Here is a 17,642-nt window from a genome sequence, read left to right as displayed (position 1 = left end):
GCCCTCGATGGACTGGAAGAGGAGCGGCGCTTGATGTACGTGGCCATTACCCGTGCGCGGCGGGCTCAACCACTGCAAACTCTCGGCCGGCAGTTCGTCGAGAAACCGGCTCGGCACGTGGTAGCGCGTCTGCCCATGCAGCAGCCGGGTTTGCGCGTGCGTCAGGTACAGCCGCCGCCGCGCACGGGTAATGGCCACGTACATCAAGCGCCGCTCCTCTTCCAGTCCATCGAGGGCGCTGAGGCTGTTTTCGTGGGGAAACAAACCTTCCTCCAGCCCGGTGATGAAGACGGCGTCGAACTCCAGCCCCTTGGCGGCATGTACCGTCATCAGCTGCACCGCCGCTTGCCCCGCCTGGGCCTGATGCTCGCCTGCTTCCAGCGCGGCATGGGTCAAAAAAGCCGCCAAGGGGGAAACCGTCTCGCCGGTGTCGGCCTGCACCGCGGGAGCATCCTCGACGTCGGCGCGCAGTGCCACCGCGTCGCGTCCCCATCCCTCCTGCATCACGAAACTTTCGGCGGCATTGACCAGTTCGGCCAGGTTTTCCAGCCGCTCGGCGCCGTCGCGGTCGGCGCGGTAGTGATCGATCAGGCCACTGTCGGCCAGCACGCCCTCGATGATTTCGCGCAGCGGCCGCCCTACGGCGCGCTCGCGCATCACGTCCAGCCGGGCCACGAAGGCCACCAGGTGGGCACCACCCTTGCCACCGACGGCAGTCACCGCGTCGTGCAGGGAGCAGCCCAGCTCATGCGCCGCCTGTTGCAACTGCTCCAGGGTCCGCGCCCCGATGCCCCGCGGGGGAAAATTGACCACCCGCAAAAAGCTGTTGTCATCGTGCGGGTTTTCCAACAAACGCAGATACGCCAGCGCGTGCTTGATCTCGGCACGCTCGAAAAAGCGCAAGCCGCCGTAGACGCGATACGGAATACCGGCGTTGAACAAGGCGCCTTCGAGGGCGCGGCTTTGTGCATTGCTGCGGTACAGCAGGGCGATTTCGTGCGGCGCGATGCCCTCCTCACGCGTGAGTTGGCGGATCTCCTCCACCACCCATTGAGCCTCTTCGTGGTCGCTGGGCAATTCGATGACGCGCACGGGGTCGCCCTCACCCTGCTCGGTGCGCAGGTTTTTGCCCAGGCGCTGCCGATTGTGCTCGATGAGACGATTGGCGGCATGCAGGATGTGGCCCACGCTGCGGTAGTTGCGCTCCAGCTTGATGGGCGCCGCGATGCCGAATTCGCGCACGAAGTCGCGCATATTGCCCACGCGTGCGCCGCGAAAGGCGTAGATGCTTTGATCGTCGTCGCCCACCGCCAGCACCGCGTTGCCCGCGGGCACGAAGCGTCCGTCCTCTTCACGCCCAGCCAGCAATTTCAGCCACGCATATTGCAGGCGGTTGGTGTCTTGAAACTCATCCACCAAAATGTGCCGGAAGCGCCGCTGGTAGTGCGTGCGGATGGGCTCGTGATCGCGCAGCAGCTCGTACGCGCGCAGCAGCAGCTCGCCAAAATCCACCACCCCTTCGCGTTGACACTGAGCTTCGTAGGCGGCGTAGAGCTCGACGCGCCGGCGCTGCTCCTCGTCGCGCGCCCCCAGGTCGTGCGGGCGCAGTCCTTCTTCCTTGGCGTTGGCGATGAACCATTGCAGCTCTTTGGGCTTGACCTGCTCCTCATCCACTTGCAGGCTCTTGAGCAGCCGCTTGATGGCGCTGAGCTGATCTTGCACGTCCAGGATTTGGAACGTGGCTGGCAGACCCAGCACCTGGTGATGCGCGCGCAGCATGCGGTGGCACAGCCCATGAAAGGTGCCAACCCACATGCCACGCACGTTCAACGGCAGCAGCGCCGACAGGCGCGCCAGCATCTCGCGCGCTGCCTTGTTGGTGAAGGTCACCGCCAGAATCGACGCTGGGGTGGCTTGAGCGGTGGCGAGCAACCAAGCGATGCGGGTGGTCAGCACGCGCGTCTTACCCGATCCTGCCCCCGCCAAGACCAGTGCCGAAACCGCCGGCAAGGTCACGGCGGCGCGCTGCTCGGGGTTGAGGGTGCGCAGTAACGGATGATCAGGGGAACCTGGCGCCGGGGACGGGGGCGCCGCAGACGAGGCATCGAACATACCGGCATTGTAGGCAGCGCTTCAGCGCACCGGGCGCAGCGGCGGCTCCAGCGTGATGTCCACCCGCCGGTTCAGCGCCCGGTTCTGCGGGGTGTCATTGGGCGCGATGGGGCGGGTATCGGCATAACCGGTGGCGCGCAGCCGGGTGGGGTTCAAGCCGCGCGCCTCCAGGTGGCGCACCACGCTGCCCGCGCGCGCCGCCGACAGCTCCCAGTTGGAGGGGAAGCGCGCCGTGGCAATCGGTACGTTGTCGGTGTGCCCCTCCACCGAGATGGTGAAGTCGGGCGCTTGGTTGAAGGCGGGCAGCAAGCGATCGATGACGGCGCGGCCAGCGGGTGTCAACTCCGCTTCACCAGAGGCAAACAAGACCTCCGATGGGATGCGAAAGCTCACACCGTCGTCACGACGCAGGATCTGGATATCGTCGCCCAACTCGCCCAGGGGCGGCGTCGCCGCCGAAGACGCGTCGGCAGCGGGTTGCCCCGGCAGCGGCGCGGCGTCGTCCGCGCGGCGCTCGACGGGATGCGCACCGGGCCCGGGTGACGGCGCCGGCAGGCCAATGGGGGGTACCACGCTGCCGCCACCCCCTGGCAGCGGCTGCCCCGCTGACGCGCTGACCTGCCCTTGCGCCTGTGGGCGACCCAGCGGTGGCTTGCGGCTGATCGGTTCGGAAAACGCCAGCATCACCACCAGCATCACCAACAGCAAGGTCATCACGTCCAAATAGGTGATGAGCCAGCCTTCTTCCTCTTGCGGAGGGTCGGGGTCGGCGTGCCAGCGCGAGAATCGTCCCCGCTGCAGTGGCAACGGGCGCGCGGCCGCGCCAGCAGAATCACTGGGCCCGCCGGGCAGACTTTGGCCGCCCGCGCGGGCAAGCGTATCGGCTGCCGCGGCGTCGCCACGGGCCGCACGCGCCGCCTGCAGCGCACGCTGCAGCGCTTGGTGCAGCTGCTGCTCGTTCACGGACGCCGCTCCGCTGCCGTGCCGTCATCGCGCACCGGCTGCGAGGATTTCACAGGAGCGCGGCTGGTGCCGACAGCACGGCTTGGGCGCTGCCCGCCGTCGTGGATCTCGTCTTCGTGGTAGGCGACGAAGGATTTCAAGGTCTCGCGCATCAGCGAGGGACTGCGCCGCGCACACATCATCGAGATGCCCTGCAGCACCATATTCATCAAGACGATGCGCTGCTCGGTGCGGCGCTCCAGCTTCACCGCCACCGGCTTGAAGATCAGATTGGCCAACAAAATCCCGTAGAACGTTGTCATCAGCGCCACCGCCAGATGCCGACCGATGACGACCAGGTCGCCACTGGCCACCACATCCATCAGGTTGATCAAGCCCACCAGCGTGCCGATCATGCCAAACGCGGGCGCATAGTTGGCCATGACGCGAAACAGCTGCGCCTCTGCCGCTTCCTTGGCTTTCATGCGCGAAATGCGCCATTGCAACAGGTCCAGAATATCTTCCTCGGGGATGCGGTCGATGACGAGCTGCACCCCGGTGCGCAGAAAGGGGTTGGCGATGCGTGGCAAGGCACGCTCCACCGCCACCGGGTCGTCGCGCATCCACAAGCGCGAGATGTCCACCAGTTCCTCGATATCGCGCTGGGTGTACAGGCGCTCGTTGCGCATCACGGTGCCGATGAGCTTGAACACCCGCAGCACCTCGCCCATCGGGTAGCTCAAAAACGTGGCCGCCATCGTGCCCACCAAGACGATGCCCAGTCCGGGCAAGTCGATGAACAGCCAGGGATCGTCAGCAGCAAAAAAAATGAGCACCCCCAGCAGCAGCACGCTGGCGATCATGCCGATCAGGGTGGAGGGATTCATGCGCACAGGCTCCGTAGGGGCCACGCCGCCGTCGTGCGCGTGTCGGCGACACACGCGTGACGACCCAGCGAGCCAAGCGCCCTGATTGTGCCTCACATCGCGTGGTTGGCAACAGCACGTGCGGCTGCGCGCGCCAGACGGCGCGACACGGCGCGCTTGGCATAGAATTGGTCACCGGGCCCACGTTTTTGGCGTCCGGTTTTTTGTGGCCGGCGTCAGGCCAAGCGCCCCGCCCCGTCTGGGGGCCGCGCGGGCGCATCTTGCGGCGCATGCGCGCGCCGCCCGGCGGATATCTGCCGTTTCGGATTGGAGCCTGGCGACATGGAAATTTTCGACTACGACCATATCGTGCTGTTGCCGCGCAAGTGCCGCGTCGACAGCCGCAGCGAGTGCGACACCAGCGTCGCACTCGGCCCCCGGCGCTTTCGGCTGCCGGTGGTGCCGGCCAACATGAAAACCGTCATCGACGAGTCGATCGCGACTTGGCTGGCGCAAAACGACTACTTCTACGTCATGCACCGCTTCGACTTCGACAGCGTGGCCTTCGCGCAGCGCATGCGCGAGCGCGGCCTGTACGTGTCGATCTCGCTGGGCGTCAAGCCGGCCGACTACGCCACTGTGGCGCGCCTGCGCGCAATCGGTCTGACACCGGAGTACATCACCATCGACATCGCGCACGGTCACGCCGACAGCGTGCAGCGCATGCTCGCCCACCTCAAGGAGCAACTGCCCGGCAGCTTCGTCATCGCCGGCAACATCGGCACGCCCGAGGCCGTCATCGACCTGGAACAGTGGGGGGCGGATGCGACCAAGGTCGGCATTGGCCCCGGCAAAGTGTGCATCACCCGCCTCAAAACCGGCTTCGGCACCGGCGGCTGGCAATTGTCGGCGCTGAAATGGTGCGCGCGGGTGGCCAGCAAGCCCATCATCGCCGATGGCGGCATTCGCGAACACGGCGATATCGCCAAGAGCATTCGCTTCGGCGCCACGATGGTGATGATCGGCTCACTATTCGCCGGGCACGAGGAGTCTCCTGGCCAAACGGTGGAAGTCGATGGCCGCTTGTACAAAGAGTACTACGGCTCGGCCAGCGATTTCAACAAGGGCGAGTATCGCCACGTCGAAGGCAAGCGCATCCTGGAGCCGATCAAAGGACGGCTGGCCGACACGCTGCGCGAGATGCAGGAGGATTTGCAAAGCTCGATCAGCTACGCCGGCGGCCGCACGCTGTTCGACATCCGCCGCGTCAACTATGTGATCGTCGGACGCGACAACGCGGGCGAGCACCTTCTGATGTAGCGCCACCCCTCACAGGTGTCGGCACTTCGGTGCCGAGCCGGCGGCAAGACGGCGGAATCGGCCCTCGTGGTGCCGACGCGCCGCCCGTCGCGCGATCAGCGATCAGCGATCAGCGATCAGCGATCAGCGGGCTGCGCGAGGCCGCTCGCCGCCGCGACGCGCGGGCGCGTACCCCACACCCCCTTCATGCGAAGGGCGCGGTGAGCGCGCGGCGCCTTCGGTTCGCCAGCCGCCTTCGCGGCGCACACTCCCCTCCCGGCGCGATGCGCCCGCGGGGCCGCGGGGCCGCCAGCCCTCGCCGCGGCGCGCACCGGGCGCCCCACGGCGTGCGCGATCGTCGCCGACGAATACGCGCTTCGGCTCGAGCCCTTCGATGGTAGCCGCCGGAATCGGCTGCCGACTCATCGCCTCGATAGCGCCGATGCGACGGCGGTCGCGCGCCTCGGCCATCGTCACCGCCAAGCCGCGTCGGCCCGCGCGGCCCGTGCGGCCGATGCGGTGCACGTAATCTTCGGCCTTCATCGGCAAGCCGTAGTTGAACACGTGGGTGATCGTAGGCACATCGATGCCGCGCGCGGCCACGTCGGTGGCCACCAGAATTTGCACCTGTCCTTGCCGTAAGGCCTGCAGCCGGCGGTTGCGCAGCCCTTGGCTGAGCGCGCCGTGCAGCGCCACGGCGGCAAAGCCGGCCTGCTGCAAATCCTGCGCCAGCTCGTCGCACTCGATCTGCGTGCTGGCAAACACGATGGCCTGCTCGATGCCCTCGTCGCGCAGCCAGTGATCGAGCAACTGGCGTTTGTGCGCCGGGCTGTCACACCAGTACAGGCGCTGTTCGATGTGGGTGTGGGCATCTTGCGCGGTCTGCAACGCCATGCGCTGCGGCGTGCGCATGATGCGCTCGGCCAGCGCCTGCACGCGCGGCGCAAACGTGGCGCTGAACATCAGCGTTTGCTGGCGCGCGACGGTCAGGGCGTGGATGTCGGCCAAATCCTCGGCAAATCCAAGGTCGAGCATGCGGTCGGCCTCATCCAGCACCGCATGGCGCACGGCATCCAGCCGTACGTGCCCACTGCGCTGCAAGTCCAACAACCGGCCGGGTGTGGCCACCACCAGTTGCGCCCCCTGCAAACGCTGCAGTTGCAGTCCGTAGGGCATGCCGCCCACCACGGTCGCAATACGCAGCCCGCGCACGTAGCGCGCCAGGTCGATCGCATCACGCGCCACCTGTTGGGCCAGCTCGCGCGTCGGGCACAGCACCAGCGCCAGCGGCGCCGCAGGCGCGAAACGTCCACGCGCTGCGCCGGTCCTTCCGCCCCGCGCAGGATGGTCGGTCGCGCTGAGCAAGGGGATGAGGGCATCGAGCACCGGCAGTAGGTAGGCTGCCGTCTTGCCGCTGCCGGTGCGGCTGGAGACCATCAGATCGGCGCCCGCACCGGGGCGCGCCAGCGCCGCCGGGATGGCCGCTTGTTGGACGGGGGTAGGCTCGGTAAAGCCCAGCTCGGCCACGGCGCGCAGCAAGGCGTCGTGCAGACCCAAAGAGGCAAAGGCATGGGAGCGGCCAGCGGCCGCGTTCGGTGTCGCGTTCATAACGGTCCTTCGTTGGAGGTTGACATCACATCGACCACCAACGACACGAACCTGAAACGGAACCGGCAAGTAGCAGATGCAATAAATGATTGCCTTTCAGCGAAAGGCAGTCGACATTATTCCACAAATCGGGCGCTGGCGCGTCCCTGCGCCGTGTCGGGGCCCAAGACGACACCAGCGGCGCACGGCGGCCGTGCCCGTGCAGTGCCCCCGCGCCCAGCCGTGGCCGCGCTCGGGTGACGGGCATCCGGGCGGTCAGTCGGCCAGGCGCAGAAAGTGCGCCCGGTAGTGCGCCAGCTCGTCGATCGATTCGTGCACATCGGCCAGCGCGGTGTGGCGCTGCTGCTTCTTGAAGGCGTTGTAGACCTCCGGGCGCCAGCGCTTGGCCAATTCCTTGAGCGTGCTGACGTCCAGGTTGCGGTAGTGGAAATAGGCCTCCAGGCGCGGCATGTAGCGCACCAAAAAGCGCCGATCCTGCCCGACGCTGTTGCCACACATCGGCGAGACGCCTTTGGGCACGTAACGGGCAATGAAGTCGAGCAACTGCTGCTCGGCGTCGGCCTCGCTGAGCGTGCTGGCGCGCACTTTGTCGGTCAGGCCGCTGCGGCCATGGGTACCTTTGTTCCAGGCGTCCATCGCATCCAGCACGGCGTCGTCTTGATGGATCACGAGCACCGGGCCCTCCACGCGCGGGTGCAGATGGGGGCCGGTGATCACCACCGCCACTTCCAGCAGGCGGTCGCGCTCGGGGTCGAGCCCCGACATCTCGCAGTCGATCCACACCAGGTTGAGGTCACTCTTGGGCAGGGTCAGCGCTTCGGCCGACAGCGGCTCGGGCAGGGTATTGGGCGTCGTCATGGACGTAATTGTCGCCGAGGTCGGCCGCGGCGCAGCGGACGCATCCCGTCGTGGCACAAGACGGCAGCGCGCGGCTTTCGCTAGACTGTGGCCCATGTCGATCAGCGCTTTGCCTGCCGACCTCCTGTGGTCGTTCGTCTTCGCAGCCGGGTTGCTGCTGGCCCTGGTGCTGCGCAGTGCCTTGCTGCTGCGCCACATGCGCTACGTCGCGCAGCACGCGACGCAGGTGCCAGCGCCCTTCGTCGGCCACGTGGACCCCGCGCAACATCAGCAGGCGGCGCGCTACACCCTGGACAAGGCGCGCCTGGGCCTGATCGAGGCCAGCGCCGGCACCGCGATCACCATCGGCTGGACGCTGCTGGGCGGGCTCGACGCCTTGGACCGCGCGCTGCGGGCCTGGCTTGGCGAGGGACTGCTGCAGCAAACCGCACTGGTGGCGGCGTTTTTGGTCATCGGCGCGCTGCTGCAGCTGCCGCTGGCGTGGTGGCGCGTCTTTGGCGTCGAGCAGCGCCATGGCTTCAACCGCAGCACGCTGGCACAGTGGGTCGGCGACGGGCTCAAAGGCGCGGCCGTGGCGGCACTGCTCGGCCTGCCACTGTTGCTGGCCGTGCTGTGGCTGATGGAGCATGGCGGCCACCTGTGGTGGCTGTGGGTGTGGGCGCTGTGGATGGCGTTTCAGGGCGGGCTCATGCTGGCCTACCCGCGTTTCATCGCGCCGCTGTTCAACCGCTTCGAGCCGCTGCGCGACGCCCCCCTGCTCGATCGCGTCCAAGCCTTGCTGCAGCGCTGCGGCTTTCGTGCCGAGGGGGTGTACGTGGCCGACGGCAGTCGGCGCAGCAGCCACGCCAACGCCTACTTCACCGGCATCGGGCCCAGCAAACGCGTGGTGCTGTTCGACACCCTGTTGCAGCGCCTGGGGCCGGATGAAATCGAAGCGGTGCTGGCGCATGAGCTGGGCCACGCGCGCCTGCGCCACATTCCGCGCCGACTCGCGGGCCTGGCACTGATCAGCGCCGTGGCGCTGGCCACGCTGGCCTGGCTGGCGCAGCAACCCTGGTTTTATTTCGGGCTGGGGGTGACGCCGCAACTGTCGGGCGGCAACGCGGCACTGGCGCTGGTGTTGTTCATGCTCGTCGCGCCAGTGGGCGGGCTGATCCTGACGCCCCTGTTCAGCGCCCTGTCACGGCGCGACGAATACGCGGCCGATGCCTTTGCCAGCCGCCACAGCAGCGCCGCTGCCTTGGCGCGCGCCTTGCTGATGCTGCATCGTGACAACGCCAGCACCCTCACCCCGGATCCGCTGTACGCGCGCTTTTACTACTCGCATCCGCCAGCGCTGCAGCGGCTGGCGCGCCTGCAGGCGGCCGGAGCGCCGACATGAAGCGCGCATCGGCACCACGCACACACGCCGGCGACGCGCTGCACCGCGGCCGCATCGTCGCCACCTATGGGCGCCATGCGATGCTGGAGACCGACGCCGGCGTGCGCCTGCGCTGCCACCCACGCGGCAAGCGGCTCGACGCCGTGGTGGGCGACCTCGTCGACTGGTCGGCCGCCGGCGACGAGGGCGTCATCGAACGCGTCCACGAACGCCGCAACCTGCTGTTTCGCCAAGACGCTCAGCGCACCAAGATGCTGGCGGCCAATATCGACCAAGTGCTGGTGTTGCTCGCCGCCGAACCGGTGCTTTCAGAGGCGCAGCTGGCGCGCGCACTGATTGCGGCGCGCGCTGCCGCGGTGCCCGCCCTCGTTGCGCTCAACAAACGCGACCTCCAGCCCGCGTTCGAGCGTGCCTGGGCACGGCTGGCGCCTTACCGCGATATGGGCGAGACGGTGCTGCCACTGCAACTACACAACGCCGGCCCCGAGGATGCCACGCTGGCCGATCTGCTGAGCCACCTGCGGAAGCGGGTCACCCTGGTGATGGGCCCCTCTGGCACCGGCAAAAGCACCTTGATCAATCGGCTGGTGCCCACCGCCGGGGTGCAGACGCAAGCGATTTCGCAGGCGCTGGGCACTGGCCGCCACACCACCACGCGCAGCACCTGGTATTGGCTGGATGCCCAGCGCCGCGGCGCCCTGATCGACTCCCCCGGCTTTCACGAGTTCGGTCTGCACCACATCGAGCCCGAGCGCCTGGCATCCCTGATGCCGGATCTGGCCCCGTTCGTGGGCCGGTGCCGCTTTCACAACTGCACCCATCGCCAGGAGCCGGATTGCGCCATTCGAGCCGCCATCGCCCCCAACGGGCCGATCGCCCCGGGACGCTGGCAACTCTACGTGAGCCTGTTCGACGAGTTGCGCGCCGCCCGGCCTTACTGAGCACCTCAGAACAGACGCGCCAGCAACCCGATGGCCAGTGCCAGCAGCCACAGAATGACACCGCGCCACACCAGCCCGACGGCGCTGGCCATGTGGGCCAGCTGCGGCTCGCGCAGTTCGGCGCCACGCAGCGGATCGTCGGCACTGCGCGGCAGCAAGCGCACTTGCAACGCGCCCTCGGCCACCGCCAGCACCAGCGTGTCGCTGGACTCGTGCCAGGCGCCAGCGTGCAGACGCCAGCGCGCCAGGGCTTCCTCGAAATGCCCCACCATCGCGAAGACCAGCACCGTCACCCGGGCCGCTGCGGCATCCAGCCAATACCACATCCGCTGCGTCAAGGTGGCCACTGCGGCGCTGACCGGCGACACGGCACGCTCGGTTTGGGCCCAGCGATGCGCCAGATAGGCTGCTTGACGGTAAGCCACTGCGCCAGCCGGCCCAAGACCCAGCGCCGCGCCCACCACGAACCACACCAACACCCCGAACACGTGACGTTGTGCCGCCAGCACGCCTTGCGCCAGCGTGCGGCGCAGCAGCTCCTCGCGCGGCCAATCGACCACCGTGGTGCCCAGCCAGTCGGCCAGCAGCGCGCGCGCGCGCGTCTCGTCGCCCGACTCCAGGGCCGCGCGGATGGCCGTAAAGGGATGGCTGAACTGGCGAAAACCCAGCAACAGGTACAACACCAACAGCGTCCACGCAAAACCCAACAAACCGCTGGCCCGGTCGAGCAGCGCGTACCCCAGTGCCGCCCCCAGGACAGGCGCGCCCCATGCCAAACTCCAGACCAAGAGGCCATGGACACTGTGTCCTGCATCGAGCTGGCGCTGCACCCAGTCGGCCCACCCCTGCGCCGGCGCCGCCAGCGCCCCCTCGAGTCCGGGACGGCGGGCTTGATCGAGCAACAGGGCAAACAAGACGGCAAAAAACGTCATGCGCGCATCATAGCGGCCGACGCCGCCGACAAAAACCGGTACAAATTGCGCAGCATGGCCGCCGTCGCGCCCCAGATGAAGCGCTGCACCCCGCCGTCGTCATACGGCATCGACAGCCAGCGTCGGCGGCCCTGCGTCCACTGCACTTCGTGGTGGCGATGGGTGCGTGGGTCCATCAAATACGCCAGCGGCACTTCGAATACGTCGGCCACCTCGTTCGGATTGGGGCGCCACGGCCCACGCGGCTGCACCAGCCCCACCACGGGCGTGATCTCGAAACCGGAGCCGGTGCGGTACACGGGCAGCGTGCCCAGCGGCTCCACCCACGTCGGCACCATCCCCACTTCCTCGGCCGCCTCCCGCAGCGCACAGCGCACCGGATCGCCGGCATCCGCTGGATCCAGCTTGCCCCCGGGAAACGCCACCTGCGCTGCGTGCGCCGGCAAGTGCGCGCTGCGTTCGGTCAACAGCACCATGGGCCGTGCCCGCCACACGATGGGCATCAACACGGCCGCCGGCCGCAGCGGCGCATCCGTCCAGGGTGGCTCGGCGCGCCACTCAGGCTCCCACGGCGGCGGTGCGGCAAACCAGCGGCGCCAATCATCGGCGCCAAAGCGATCCACCGCGACCGGGGGCAGATGGGTGTCTTGGGCCAAAACCGGCACCAGACGCGGGTCGAATACGGCAGGCAAGGCAGCAGGCTTCACAGCGGGCATTGTGCCTTCTCGCTCGCCTGCGCGCCATCACCCACGGGCGACGCGCGTACAGATCAAAGCCATCCAGCCACTCGGCGATCATCATCCAAGGCGAAGGCGCCACGACGTTATGCATGTTGTGCATCACCCGATCCCCAGCCGGCGTTGGACAACCGCCCCCGCGCGCCGTAAGCTGCGTGTCATGTTCAACTACGGTCGATCTCACCTATGACCACCCATCCCGTTGGCCACGGCGCCACCCACGCTCTGCCCTCCTACCTAGACGCACACCACCTCGGCCCGTGGGGTATTTTTTTGCAGCAGGTCGAGCGCGTCACGCCCTATCTGGGCGATCTGGCGCGCTGGGTCGAAACCCTCAAGCGGCCCAAGCGTATCTTGATCGTCGACGTTCCCATCCAAATGGACGACGGGCGCGTGGCGCACTTCGAGGGCTATCGCGTCCAGCACAACACCTCGCGCGGCCCGGGAAAAGGCGGCGTGCGCTTTCACCAAGACGTCACACTGTCGGAAGTGATGGCACTGGCGGCCTGGATGTCGATCAAAAACGCCGCCGTCAATGTGCCTTTTGGCGGCGCCAAAGGCGGCATTCGCGTCGATCCCAAGCAACTCTCGCTGGGCGAGTTGGAACGCCTGACGCGCCGCTACACCAGCGAAATCGGTCTCATCATCGGCCCGACCAAGGACATTCCTGCGCCCGACGTCAACACCAACGAGCGCATCATGGCTTGGATGATGGACACCTATTCGATGAATATCGGTGAGACCGCCACCGGTGTCGTCACTGGCAAACCGATCAGCCTGGGCGGCTCGCTCGGTCGGCACGAAGCCACCGGACGCGGCGTCTTCACCGTGGGGGCCGAGGCGGCGCGCCGCATCGGGCTGGCGCTCAGCGGCGCGCGGGTGGCTGTGCAGGGATTTGGTAACGTCGGAGGCGTGGCCGCCAAGCTATTCGCCGAGGCCGGCGCGCGCGTGGTGGCGGTGCAAGACCACGCCGGCTGCGTGTACCGTGAGGCCGGCTTGGATATCCCAGCCTTGCTGGCGCATGCCAAGGCGAACGGCACCGTGGCGGGGTTTGCCGATGGCCAAGCCCTGCCGCGCGACGCGTTCTGGGATACCCCCTGCGACATCCTCATCCCGGCCGCGCTGGAGCAACAGATCACGCGGGCCAACGCGCACCGCATTCAAGCGCGTTTGATCATCGAGGGCGCCAACGGCCCGACCACACCCGAGGCCGACGATATCCTGACCGATCGGGGCGTGCTGGTGGTGCCGGATGTCATTGCCAACGCCGGCGGCGTGACTGTCAGTTACTTCGAATGGGTGCAAGATTTCTCCAGCTTCTTCTGGAGCGAGGAAGAAATCAATCAGCGCCTGGTGGCGATCATGAAGGGGGCGCTGGACGGCGTCTGGCAAGTCGCCGACGAAAAGCGGGTGACGCTGCGCACGGCCACCTTCATCGTCGCCTGTCAGCGCATCCTGCGCGCGCGCGATCTGCGCGGGCTCTACCCCTGAGCCTCTGGGAGCGCCGGCGCGCAGCACCGGCGCGATCGGCTACTGCAGCGGCTCCTTGAGCAACGGGGTATCGGGCAGGGGCAGCACCGGCACCCCCTCCTCCAACAAGGCCAGCGCCTGCTCGCGCGTGGCCTGGCCGCGGATGCTGCGCGCCGGGATCTCGCCGTGGTGCATCGCGCGTGCTTCGTCGGCAAAGCGTTCGCCGACGTCTTCGCTGTCGCGCACCAGCGCACGCAGCGCCCGCAGCAGACGCGCCTGCTGCTCAGGCGGGAGGACCGATCGGGGCATCTCGTTGGCCGCCGGGGGCGCGGCCGGCGAGGCGGCCCGCGCCGTGTGCACATACGGCGCACTCAGACGCTTGTCCACCGCGCGGTCGCCGCACACGGGACACTCCAGCAGCCCGGCGCGGCGCTGCTGCAGGTAGTCCTCTTCGCTGCCGAACCAGCCCTCGAACACATGGCCCTGCGCACACGACAAGTCCAACACCTTCATGGCCGCGGCTCCCGCGCACCGGCGCCAGTGGCCCAGTGTCGAGCCGGCCACCAGTCCAGGGACCAACGGCCGCTGTGCACGCGTTCCCACCACAACAGCCCCGCCAACGTCTTGCCGTCGGTCACGCGGCCGTCGCGCACGGCGTCCAGCAGGGCCTGCCCCTCCACACACAACACATCCAGATGCTCGCCGTCGTCGAGTGCGCGCGGTCCAGCCTGCAAGCCGCGCGCAAACCAGATCTCGATGCTCTCGTCCGCATAGCCGATGGCCGGATGCAAGACGCCGGCGCGCGCCCATTCGCGCGCGGTGTAGCCGGTTTCCTCGCGCAGTTCGCGCTCGGCGCAGACGATGGCGGCTTCGCCAGCGTCGCGTTTGCCCGCCGGAAATTCGATCATCGCCTGTGCCACGGGGTAGCGATACTGTCGCTCCACCACCACGCGGCCGTCATCGAGCAGCGGAATGATCATAACCGCGCCGGGGTGATGCAGGTATTCGCGCCAGGCTTGGCGGCCGTCGGGCAGACGCACACGGTCACGCCGCAGTTGCAGAAAATGGCCCCGCCACACGGTCGTGCGCTCGCACGCCGTCTCGGTCAGATGGGGGGGCTGCCGTTCAGGCAGCAAAGTGGCGTTGGACATCGCTTCGGCCTCGAACGATTCAACGCCGCAGCAGATAACGCAAAACGAAGCCCGGGAAGGCAAAGGTCAGGAACATCGCCGCCGTGATGGCATAAAACTCCCAGCCTTGGGGATAGCGCTGGCCCAAGTGTTGCTCCAACCCCAGCGCCACCGCGCCGACGATGAAATACCACAACACCAGCTCCGCCAGCCGCCCCCACAGCGGCTTGGACCGTACCCCAGCTGGCCACAGCAGCAGCCAGCGGTTGCTCAGGAACGGCAGATTGGCAGCGATCAGCGCCAGCACGATCACGGCATAGACGGCGGATTGCAGACTCATGGGCCGAGAGTCTACCCCGCTTCACAAAACCGCACGCACCGCTTGCACACACAGGGTTATCAGGCCACCTGGCAGCGGGCCGAGGCCGAGCGCCAGCACCAATGCGCCGTTGATCGACAACACGGCCCGCACGCCCGTGGGCGCGGCGATCGCCGCCGTCTGCGCCGGCGCGTCGAAGTACATCACCTTGACCACGCGCAGGTAATAGAAGGCTCCCACCAACGAAGCCAGCACCGCGAATACCGCCAAGCCCACATAGAGGCCGCCGCCGGCTTGCAGCAGCGCCTGCAACACCGCCAACTTGGCATAGAAGCCCACCAACGGCGGCACCCCGGCCAGCGAGAACATGCACGCCGCCATCACCCCAGCGACCAGCGGGCTGCGCTGATTCAAGCCCGCGAGGTCGGCGATCTCTTCCGACTCGAAACCCTCACGCGCCAGCAACAACATCACCCCAAAGGTGGCCAGCGTCGTCAACACATAGGTGACGACGTAAAACATCGCCGCCCCCCAAGCATCGCCCATGCCGCTGCGGTCGCCATCGACCACCCCACCCACCAGCGCCAGCAGCATGAAACCCATCTGCGCAATGGTGGAAAAGGCCAGCATGCGCTTCAAATTGCTTTGCGCCACCGCCGCCAGGTTGCCCACCAACAGCGATGCCACCGCCAAGACGGCCAACATCTGCTGCCAGTCCGCCGCTCGGGCGGGCACGCTTTCCGCCAGCAAGCGCACCACGATGGCAAACGCGGCCAGCTTGGGCGCGCCGCCGATGAGCAGCGTGATGGCCGTCGGCGCGCCGTGATAGACGTCCGGCACCCACATGTGAAACGGCACCACCCCCAGCTTGAACGCCAAGCCCGCCACCACGAAGACCACCCCGAGCGTCAGCACCAGCGGCTGCTGCACCCCCACCGCTGCGGCCTGAGCCACCTCACGCACCGCCAGACTCCCCGTGGCGCCATAAATGAGCGACAGGCCGTAGAGCAAAAAGCCGCTGGCCAGCGCGCCCAGCACGAAATACTTCATCGCTGCCTCGGTGGCGCGCGCATCGTCACGCCGCAGGGCCACCAAGGCATAGCTCGACAGCGTCAGCAGCTCCAGCCCCAGGTAGATCACCAGGAAGTGGTGACCCGAGATCATCACGAACATGCCCAGCAGGGCGAACATCGACAGCGTGAACAACTCGCCGCCGCGCAGCATGTCGCGCGCCGCTGCATACGGGCGGGCATAGACCAGCGTCACCATCAGCGCCACGGTGGCGAAGCACTTGAGCCAGGCCGCCAACGGGTCGGCAACGATCATGCCGCCAAACCCGACCAAGGTCTGGCCACTGAGCGCCAGATAGCCCTCGAGCACGGCCACCACCGCCAGCGTCAACTGCGTCAGGCGAAACGTCGCGGCGCGCAACGGGGTCTCGACGAACAAATCGAACAGGGCGATCACGCAAACCATGCCGAGCAACAACAGCTCGGGAGTGGCAGTGGCCCAGCTGACAGCATCAATCATGGGACGAACGCTTTCTCGGTAAAAAGGGCGACGACGGGCCTCACACCAGCTTGGACACCGCCACGTGCTTGAGCAGCTGCTGCACGGCGGGGTCGATGGCGTCAGTGAACGGCTTGGGGTGAATGCCGAAATACAGCACCATCAGTGCCAACAGCGCCAGCACGAGAAACTCACGGGCGTTGATGTCCTTGAGCGCCTTGACGTGCTCGTGCACCGGCGCACCCAGATAGACCCGCTTGAACATCCACAACGAGTATGCGGCGCCCAGAATCAGCGACGTCGCCGCCAGCAATCCGATCCAGAAATTGACCTTGACCGCAGCCAGAATGACCATCCACTCGCCGACGAAGCCTGCGGTGCCGGGCAAGCCGGCGTTGGCCATGACGAACAGCAGGGCGAAGGCGCCAAAGGCTGGCATGGTATTGAGCACCCCGCCGTAGTCGGCGATTTCGCGCGAGTGCACGCGGTCGTAGAGCACGCCGATACACAGGAACATCGCCGCCGACACGAAGCCGTGCGCCAGCATCTGCACGATACCGCCGGCCAGCCCCAGGTCATTGAAAACGAAGAAGCCCAAGGTGACGAAACCCATGTGCGCCACCGACGAATACGCCACCAGCTTCTTCATATCCTGCTGCACCATCGCCACCAGACCGACGTAGATGACCGCCACCAGCGACAGCGCGATCATCAGCGGCGCCCATTCGTGTGCGGCGTCGGGCGTAATCGGCAGCGAAAAGCGCAGAAAGCCATAGGCGCCCAGCTTGAGCATGATGGCCGCCAGCACGGCCGAGCCTCCGGTGGGGGCCTCCACGTGCACGTCGGGCAACCAGGTGTGCACCGGCCACATCGGCACCTTCACCGCAAACGCCGCCAGAAAGGCAAAGAACAGGGCCGTCTGCGCCGACGCGCCCAAGGGCAAGCGCTGCCAGTCGGCCAACGCAAAGCTGCCGCCCGAGGCGTTGTAGAGGTAGATCAACGCCACCAGCATCAGCAACGAACCCAGCAGCGTGTACAGGAAGAACTTGAACGCCGCGTAGATGCGGTTCGGACCACCCCAAATACCGATGATGATGTACATCGGGATCAGCGTCGCCTCGAAGAAGATGTAGAACAGCATCGCGTCGAGCGCGGCGAAGACGCCGATCATCAGCCCGGACAGAATCAAAAACGCGCCCATGTATTGGTTGACGCGCTCGGTGATGACCTCCCAGCCCGCGATGACCACGACCACCGTGATGAACGCGGTCAACACGATCAGCCACAGCGAGATACCGTCGATGCCCAGGTGGTAAAAGACTTGGAAGCGCTCGATCCACGGCGCGCGCTCGACGAATTGCATGGCCGCCGTGCTGGTATCAAAACCGGTGACCAGCGGCACCGTCACCGCCAATCCCAGCAGCGCCCCCACCAGGGCAATCCAGCGCACGGCGTTGGCGTGCTCATCCCGTCCCAGCGCCAACAACACGGCGCCAAAGACGATCGGCGTCCAAATCGCCAGACTCAACAAACCCATG

General features: G+C 67.0%; 16 protein-coding genes. 4 read left to right on the top strand and 12 right to left on the bottom strand.

The genetic code is table 11. From position 1 onward, the window contains the following. From Tchar_RS08585 to Tchar_RS08575, 3 genes are all read right to left on the bottom strand, one after another. A partial coding sequence (locus tag Tchar_RS08585; protein WP_144328655.1) for an ATP-dependent helicase occupies positions 1 to 2,112 on the bottom strand: 2,112 nt, incomplete at its 3' end. Positions 2,113 to 2,133: 21 nt separating this feature from the next. Then, positions 2,134 to 3,075: an OmpA family protein gene (locus tag Tchar_RS08580; RefSeq protein ID WP_201739336.1), complete on the bottom strand. Its 942-nt coding sequence runs from the start codon at positions 3,073 to 3,075 to the stop codon at positions 2,134 to 2,136. Beyond that, entirely contained in the window at positions 3,072 to 3,941 is an 870-nt protein-coding gene (locus Tchar_RS08575; protein WP_144328654.1) for a motility protein A, read from the bottom strand. Before Tchar_RS08575 ends, Tchar_RS08580 begins: the two co-directional genes overlap by 4 nt. A gap of 321 nt (positions 3,942 to 4,262) precedes the next feature. On the opposite strand from Tchar_RS08575, the gene Tchar_RS08570 reads away from it, so the two are divergent. Then, on the top strand, positions 4,263 to 5,240 hold the full coding sequence (locus Tchar_RS08570) for a GMP reductase (protein WP_144328653.1): 978 nt from the start codon (positions 4,263 to 4,265) through the stop codon (positions 5,238 to 5,240). 123 nt (positions 5,241 to 5,363) lie between these two features. Here the strand turns inward: Tchar_RS08570 and Tchar_RS08565 are convergent, their stop codons facing one another. Then, entirely contained in the window at positions 5,364 to 6,827 is a 1,464-nt protein-coding gene (locus tag Tchar_RS08565) for a DEAD/DEAH box helicase (protein WP_144328652.1), read from the bottom strand. Positions 6,828 to 7,082: 255 nt separating this feature from the next. Further along, a complete protein-coding gene (gene orn / locus Tchar_RS08560) occupies positions 7,083 to 7,685 on the bottom strand; it encodes an oligoribonuclease (protein WP_144328651.1) in 603 nt (200 codons plus the stop codon). A 94-nt stretch (positions 7,686 to 7,779) separates the two neighbouring features. Here orn and Tchar_RS08555 point away from each other — a divergent pair, with 94 nt between their 5' ends. Together Tchar_RS08555 and rsgA are read left to right on the top strand one after the other, a co-directional pair. Further along, positions 7,780 to 9,066, top strand: coding sequence for a M48 family metallopeptidase (locus Tchar_RS08555; RefSeq protein ID WP_144328650.1), 1,287 nt, complete (start codon positions 7,780 to 7,782; stop codon positions 9,064 to 9,066). Beyond that, positions 9,063 to 10,007, top strand: a complete 945-nt coding sequence (rsgA, locus tag Tchar_RS08550; protein WP_144328649.1) for a ribosome small subunit-dependent GTPase A — start codon at positions 9,063 to 9,065, stop codon at positions 10,005 to 10,007. Before Tchar_RS08555 ends, rsgA begins: the two co-directional genes overlap by 4 nt. A 5-nt stretch (positions 10,008 to 10,012) precedes the next feature. Here the strand turns inward: rsgA and Tchar_RS08545 are convergent, their stop codons facing one another. Next, a complete protein-coding gene (locus tag Tchar_RS08545) occupies positions 10,013 to 10,939 on the bottom strand; it encodes a CobD/CbiB family protein (RefSeq protein ID WP_144328648.1) in 927 nt (308 codons plus the stop codon). Next, complete coding sequence (locus Tchar_RS08540) at positions 10,936 to 11,655, bottom strand: CoA pyrophosphatase (protein WP_144328647.1); 720 nt, start codon at positions 11,653 to 11,655, stop codon at positions 10,936 to 10,938. The genes Tchar_RS08545 and Tchar_RS08540 overlap by 4 nt, the downstream gene beginning before the upstream one ends. A 207-nt stretch (positions 11,656 to 11,862) precedes the next feature. On the opposite strand from Tchar_RS08540, the gene Tchar_RS08535 reads away from it, so the two are divergent. Beyond that, the gene (locus tag Tchar_RS08535; RefSeq protein WP_144328646.1) at positions 11,863 to 13,167 is read left to right on the top strand and encodes a Glu/Leu/Phe/Val family dehydrogenase; all 1,305 of its coding nucleotides are present in this window, start codon (positions 11,863 to 11,865) and stop codon (positions 13,165 to 13,167) included. Between the two features lie 39 nt (positions 13,168 to 13,206). Here the strand turns inward: Tchar_RS08535 and Tchar_RS08530 are convergent, their stop codons facing one another. From Tchar_RS08530 to Tchar_RS08510, 5 genes are read right to left on the bottom strand one after another with little or no spacing between them, the layout of a single operon-like run. Then, a complete protein-coding gene (locus Tchar_RS08530) occupies positions 13,207 to 13,659 on the bottom strand; it encodes a DUF1178 family protein (protein ID WP_144328645.1) in 453 nt (150 codons plus the stop codon). Next, entirely contained in the window at positions 13,656 to 14,297 is a 642-nt protein-coding gene (locus Tchar_RS08525; RefSeq protein ID WP_144328644.1) for an NUDIX domain-containing protein, read from the bottom strand. The genes Tchar_RS08530 and Tchar_RS08525 overlap by 4 nt, the downstream gene beginning before the upstream one ends. Before the next feature lie 19 nt (positions 14,298 to 14,316). Further along, the gene (locus Tchar_RS08520) at positions 14,317 to 14,616 is read right to left on the bottom strand and encodes a DUF2818 family protein (RefSeq protein WP_144328643.1); all 300 of its coding nucleotides are present in this window, start codon (positions 14,614 to 14,616) and stop codon (positions 14,317 to 14,319) included. Positions 14,617 to 14,637: 21 nt separating this feature from the next. Continuing rightward, positions 14,638 to 16,125, bottom strand: coding sequence for an NADH-quinone oxidoreductase subunit NuoN (gene nuoN / locus Tchar_RS08515; RefSeq protein WP_144328642.1), 1,488 nt, complete (start codon positions 16,123 to 16,125; stop codon positions 14,638 to 14,640). 40 nt (positions 16,126 to 16,165) lie between these two features. Beyond that, the gene (locus Tchar_RS08510) at positions 16,166 to 17,641 is read right to left on the bottom strand and encodes an NADH-quinone oxidoreductase subunit M (protein WP_144328641.1); all 1,476 of its coding nucleotides are present in this window, start codon (positions 17,639 to 17,641) and stop codon (positions 16,166 to 16,168) included. Position 17,642 lies beyond the last annotated feature (1 nt).

The sequence above is a fragment of the Tepidimonas charontis genome (assembly GCF_007556685.1).
Lineage (GTDB): Bacteria > Pseudomonadota > Gammaproteobacteria > Burkholderiales > Burkholderiaceae_C > Tepidimonas > Tepidimonas charontis.
This window is presented reverse-complemented; position numbering and strand designations above follow the sequence as displayed.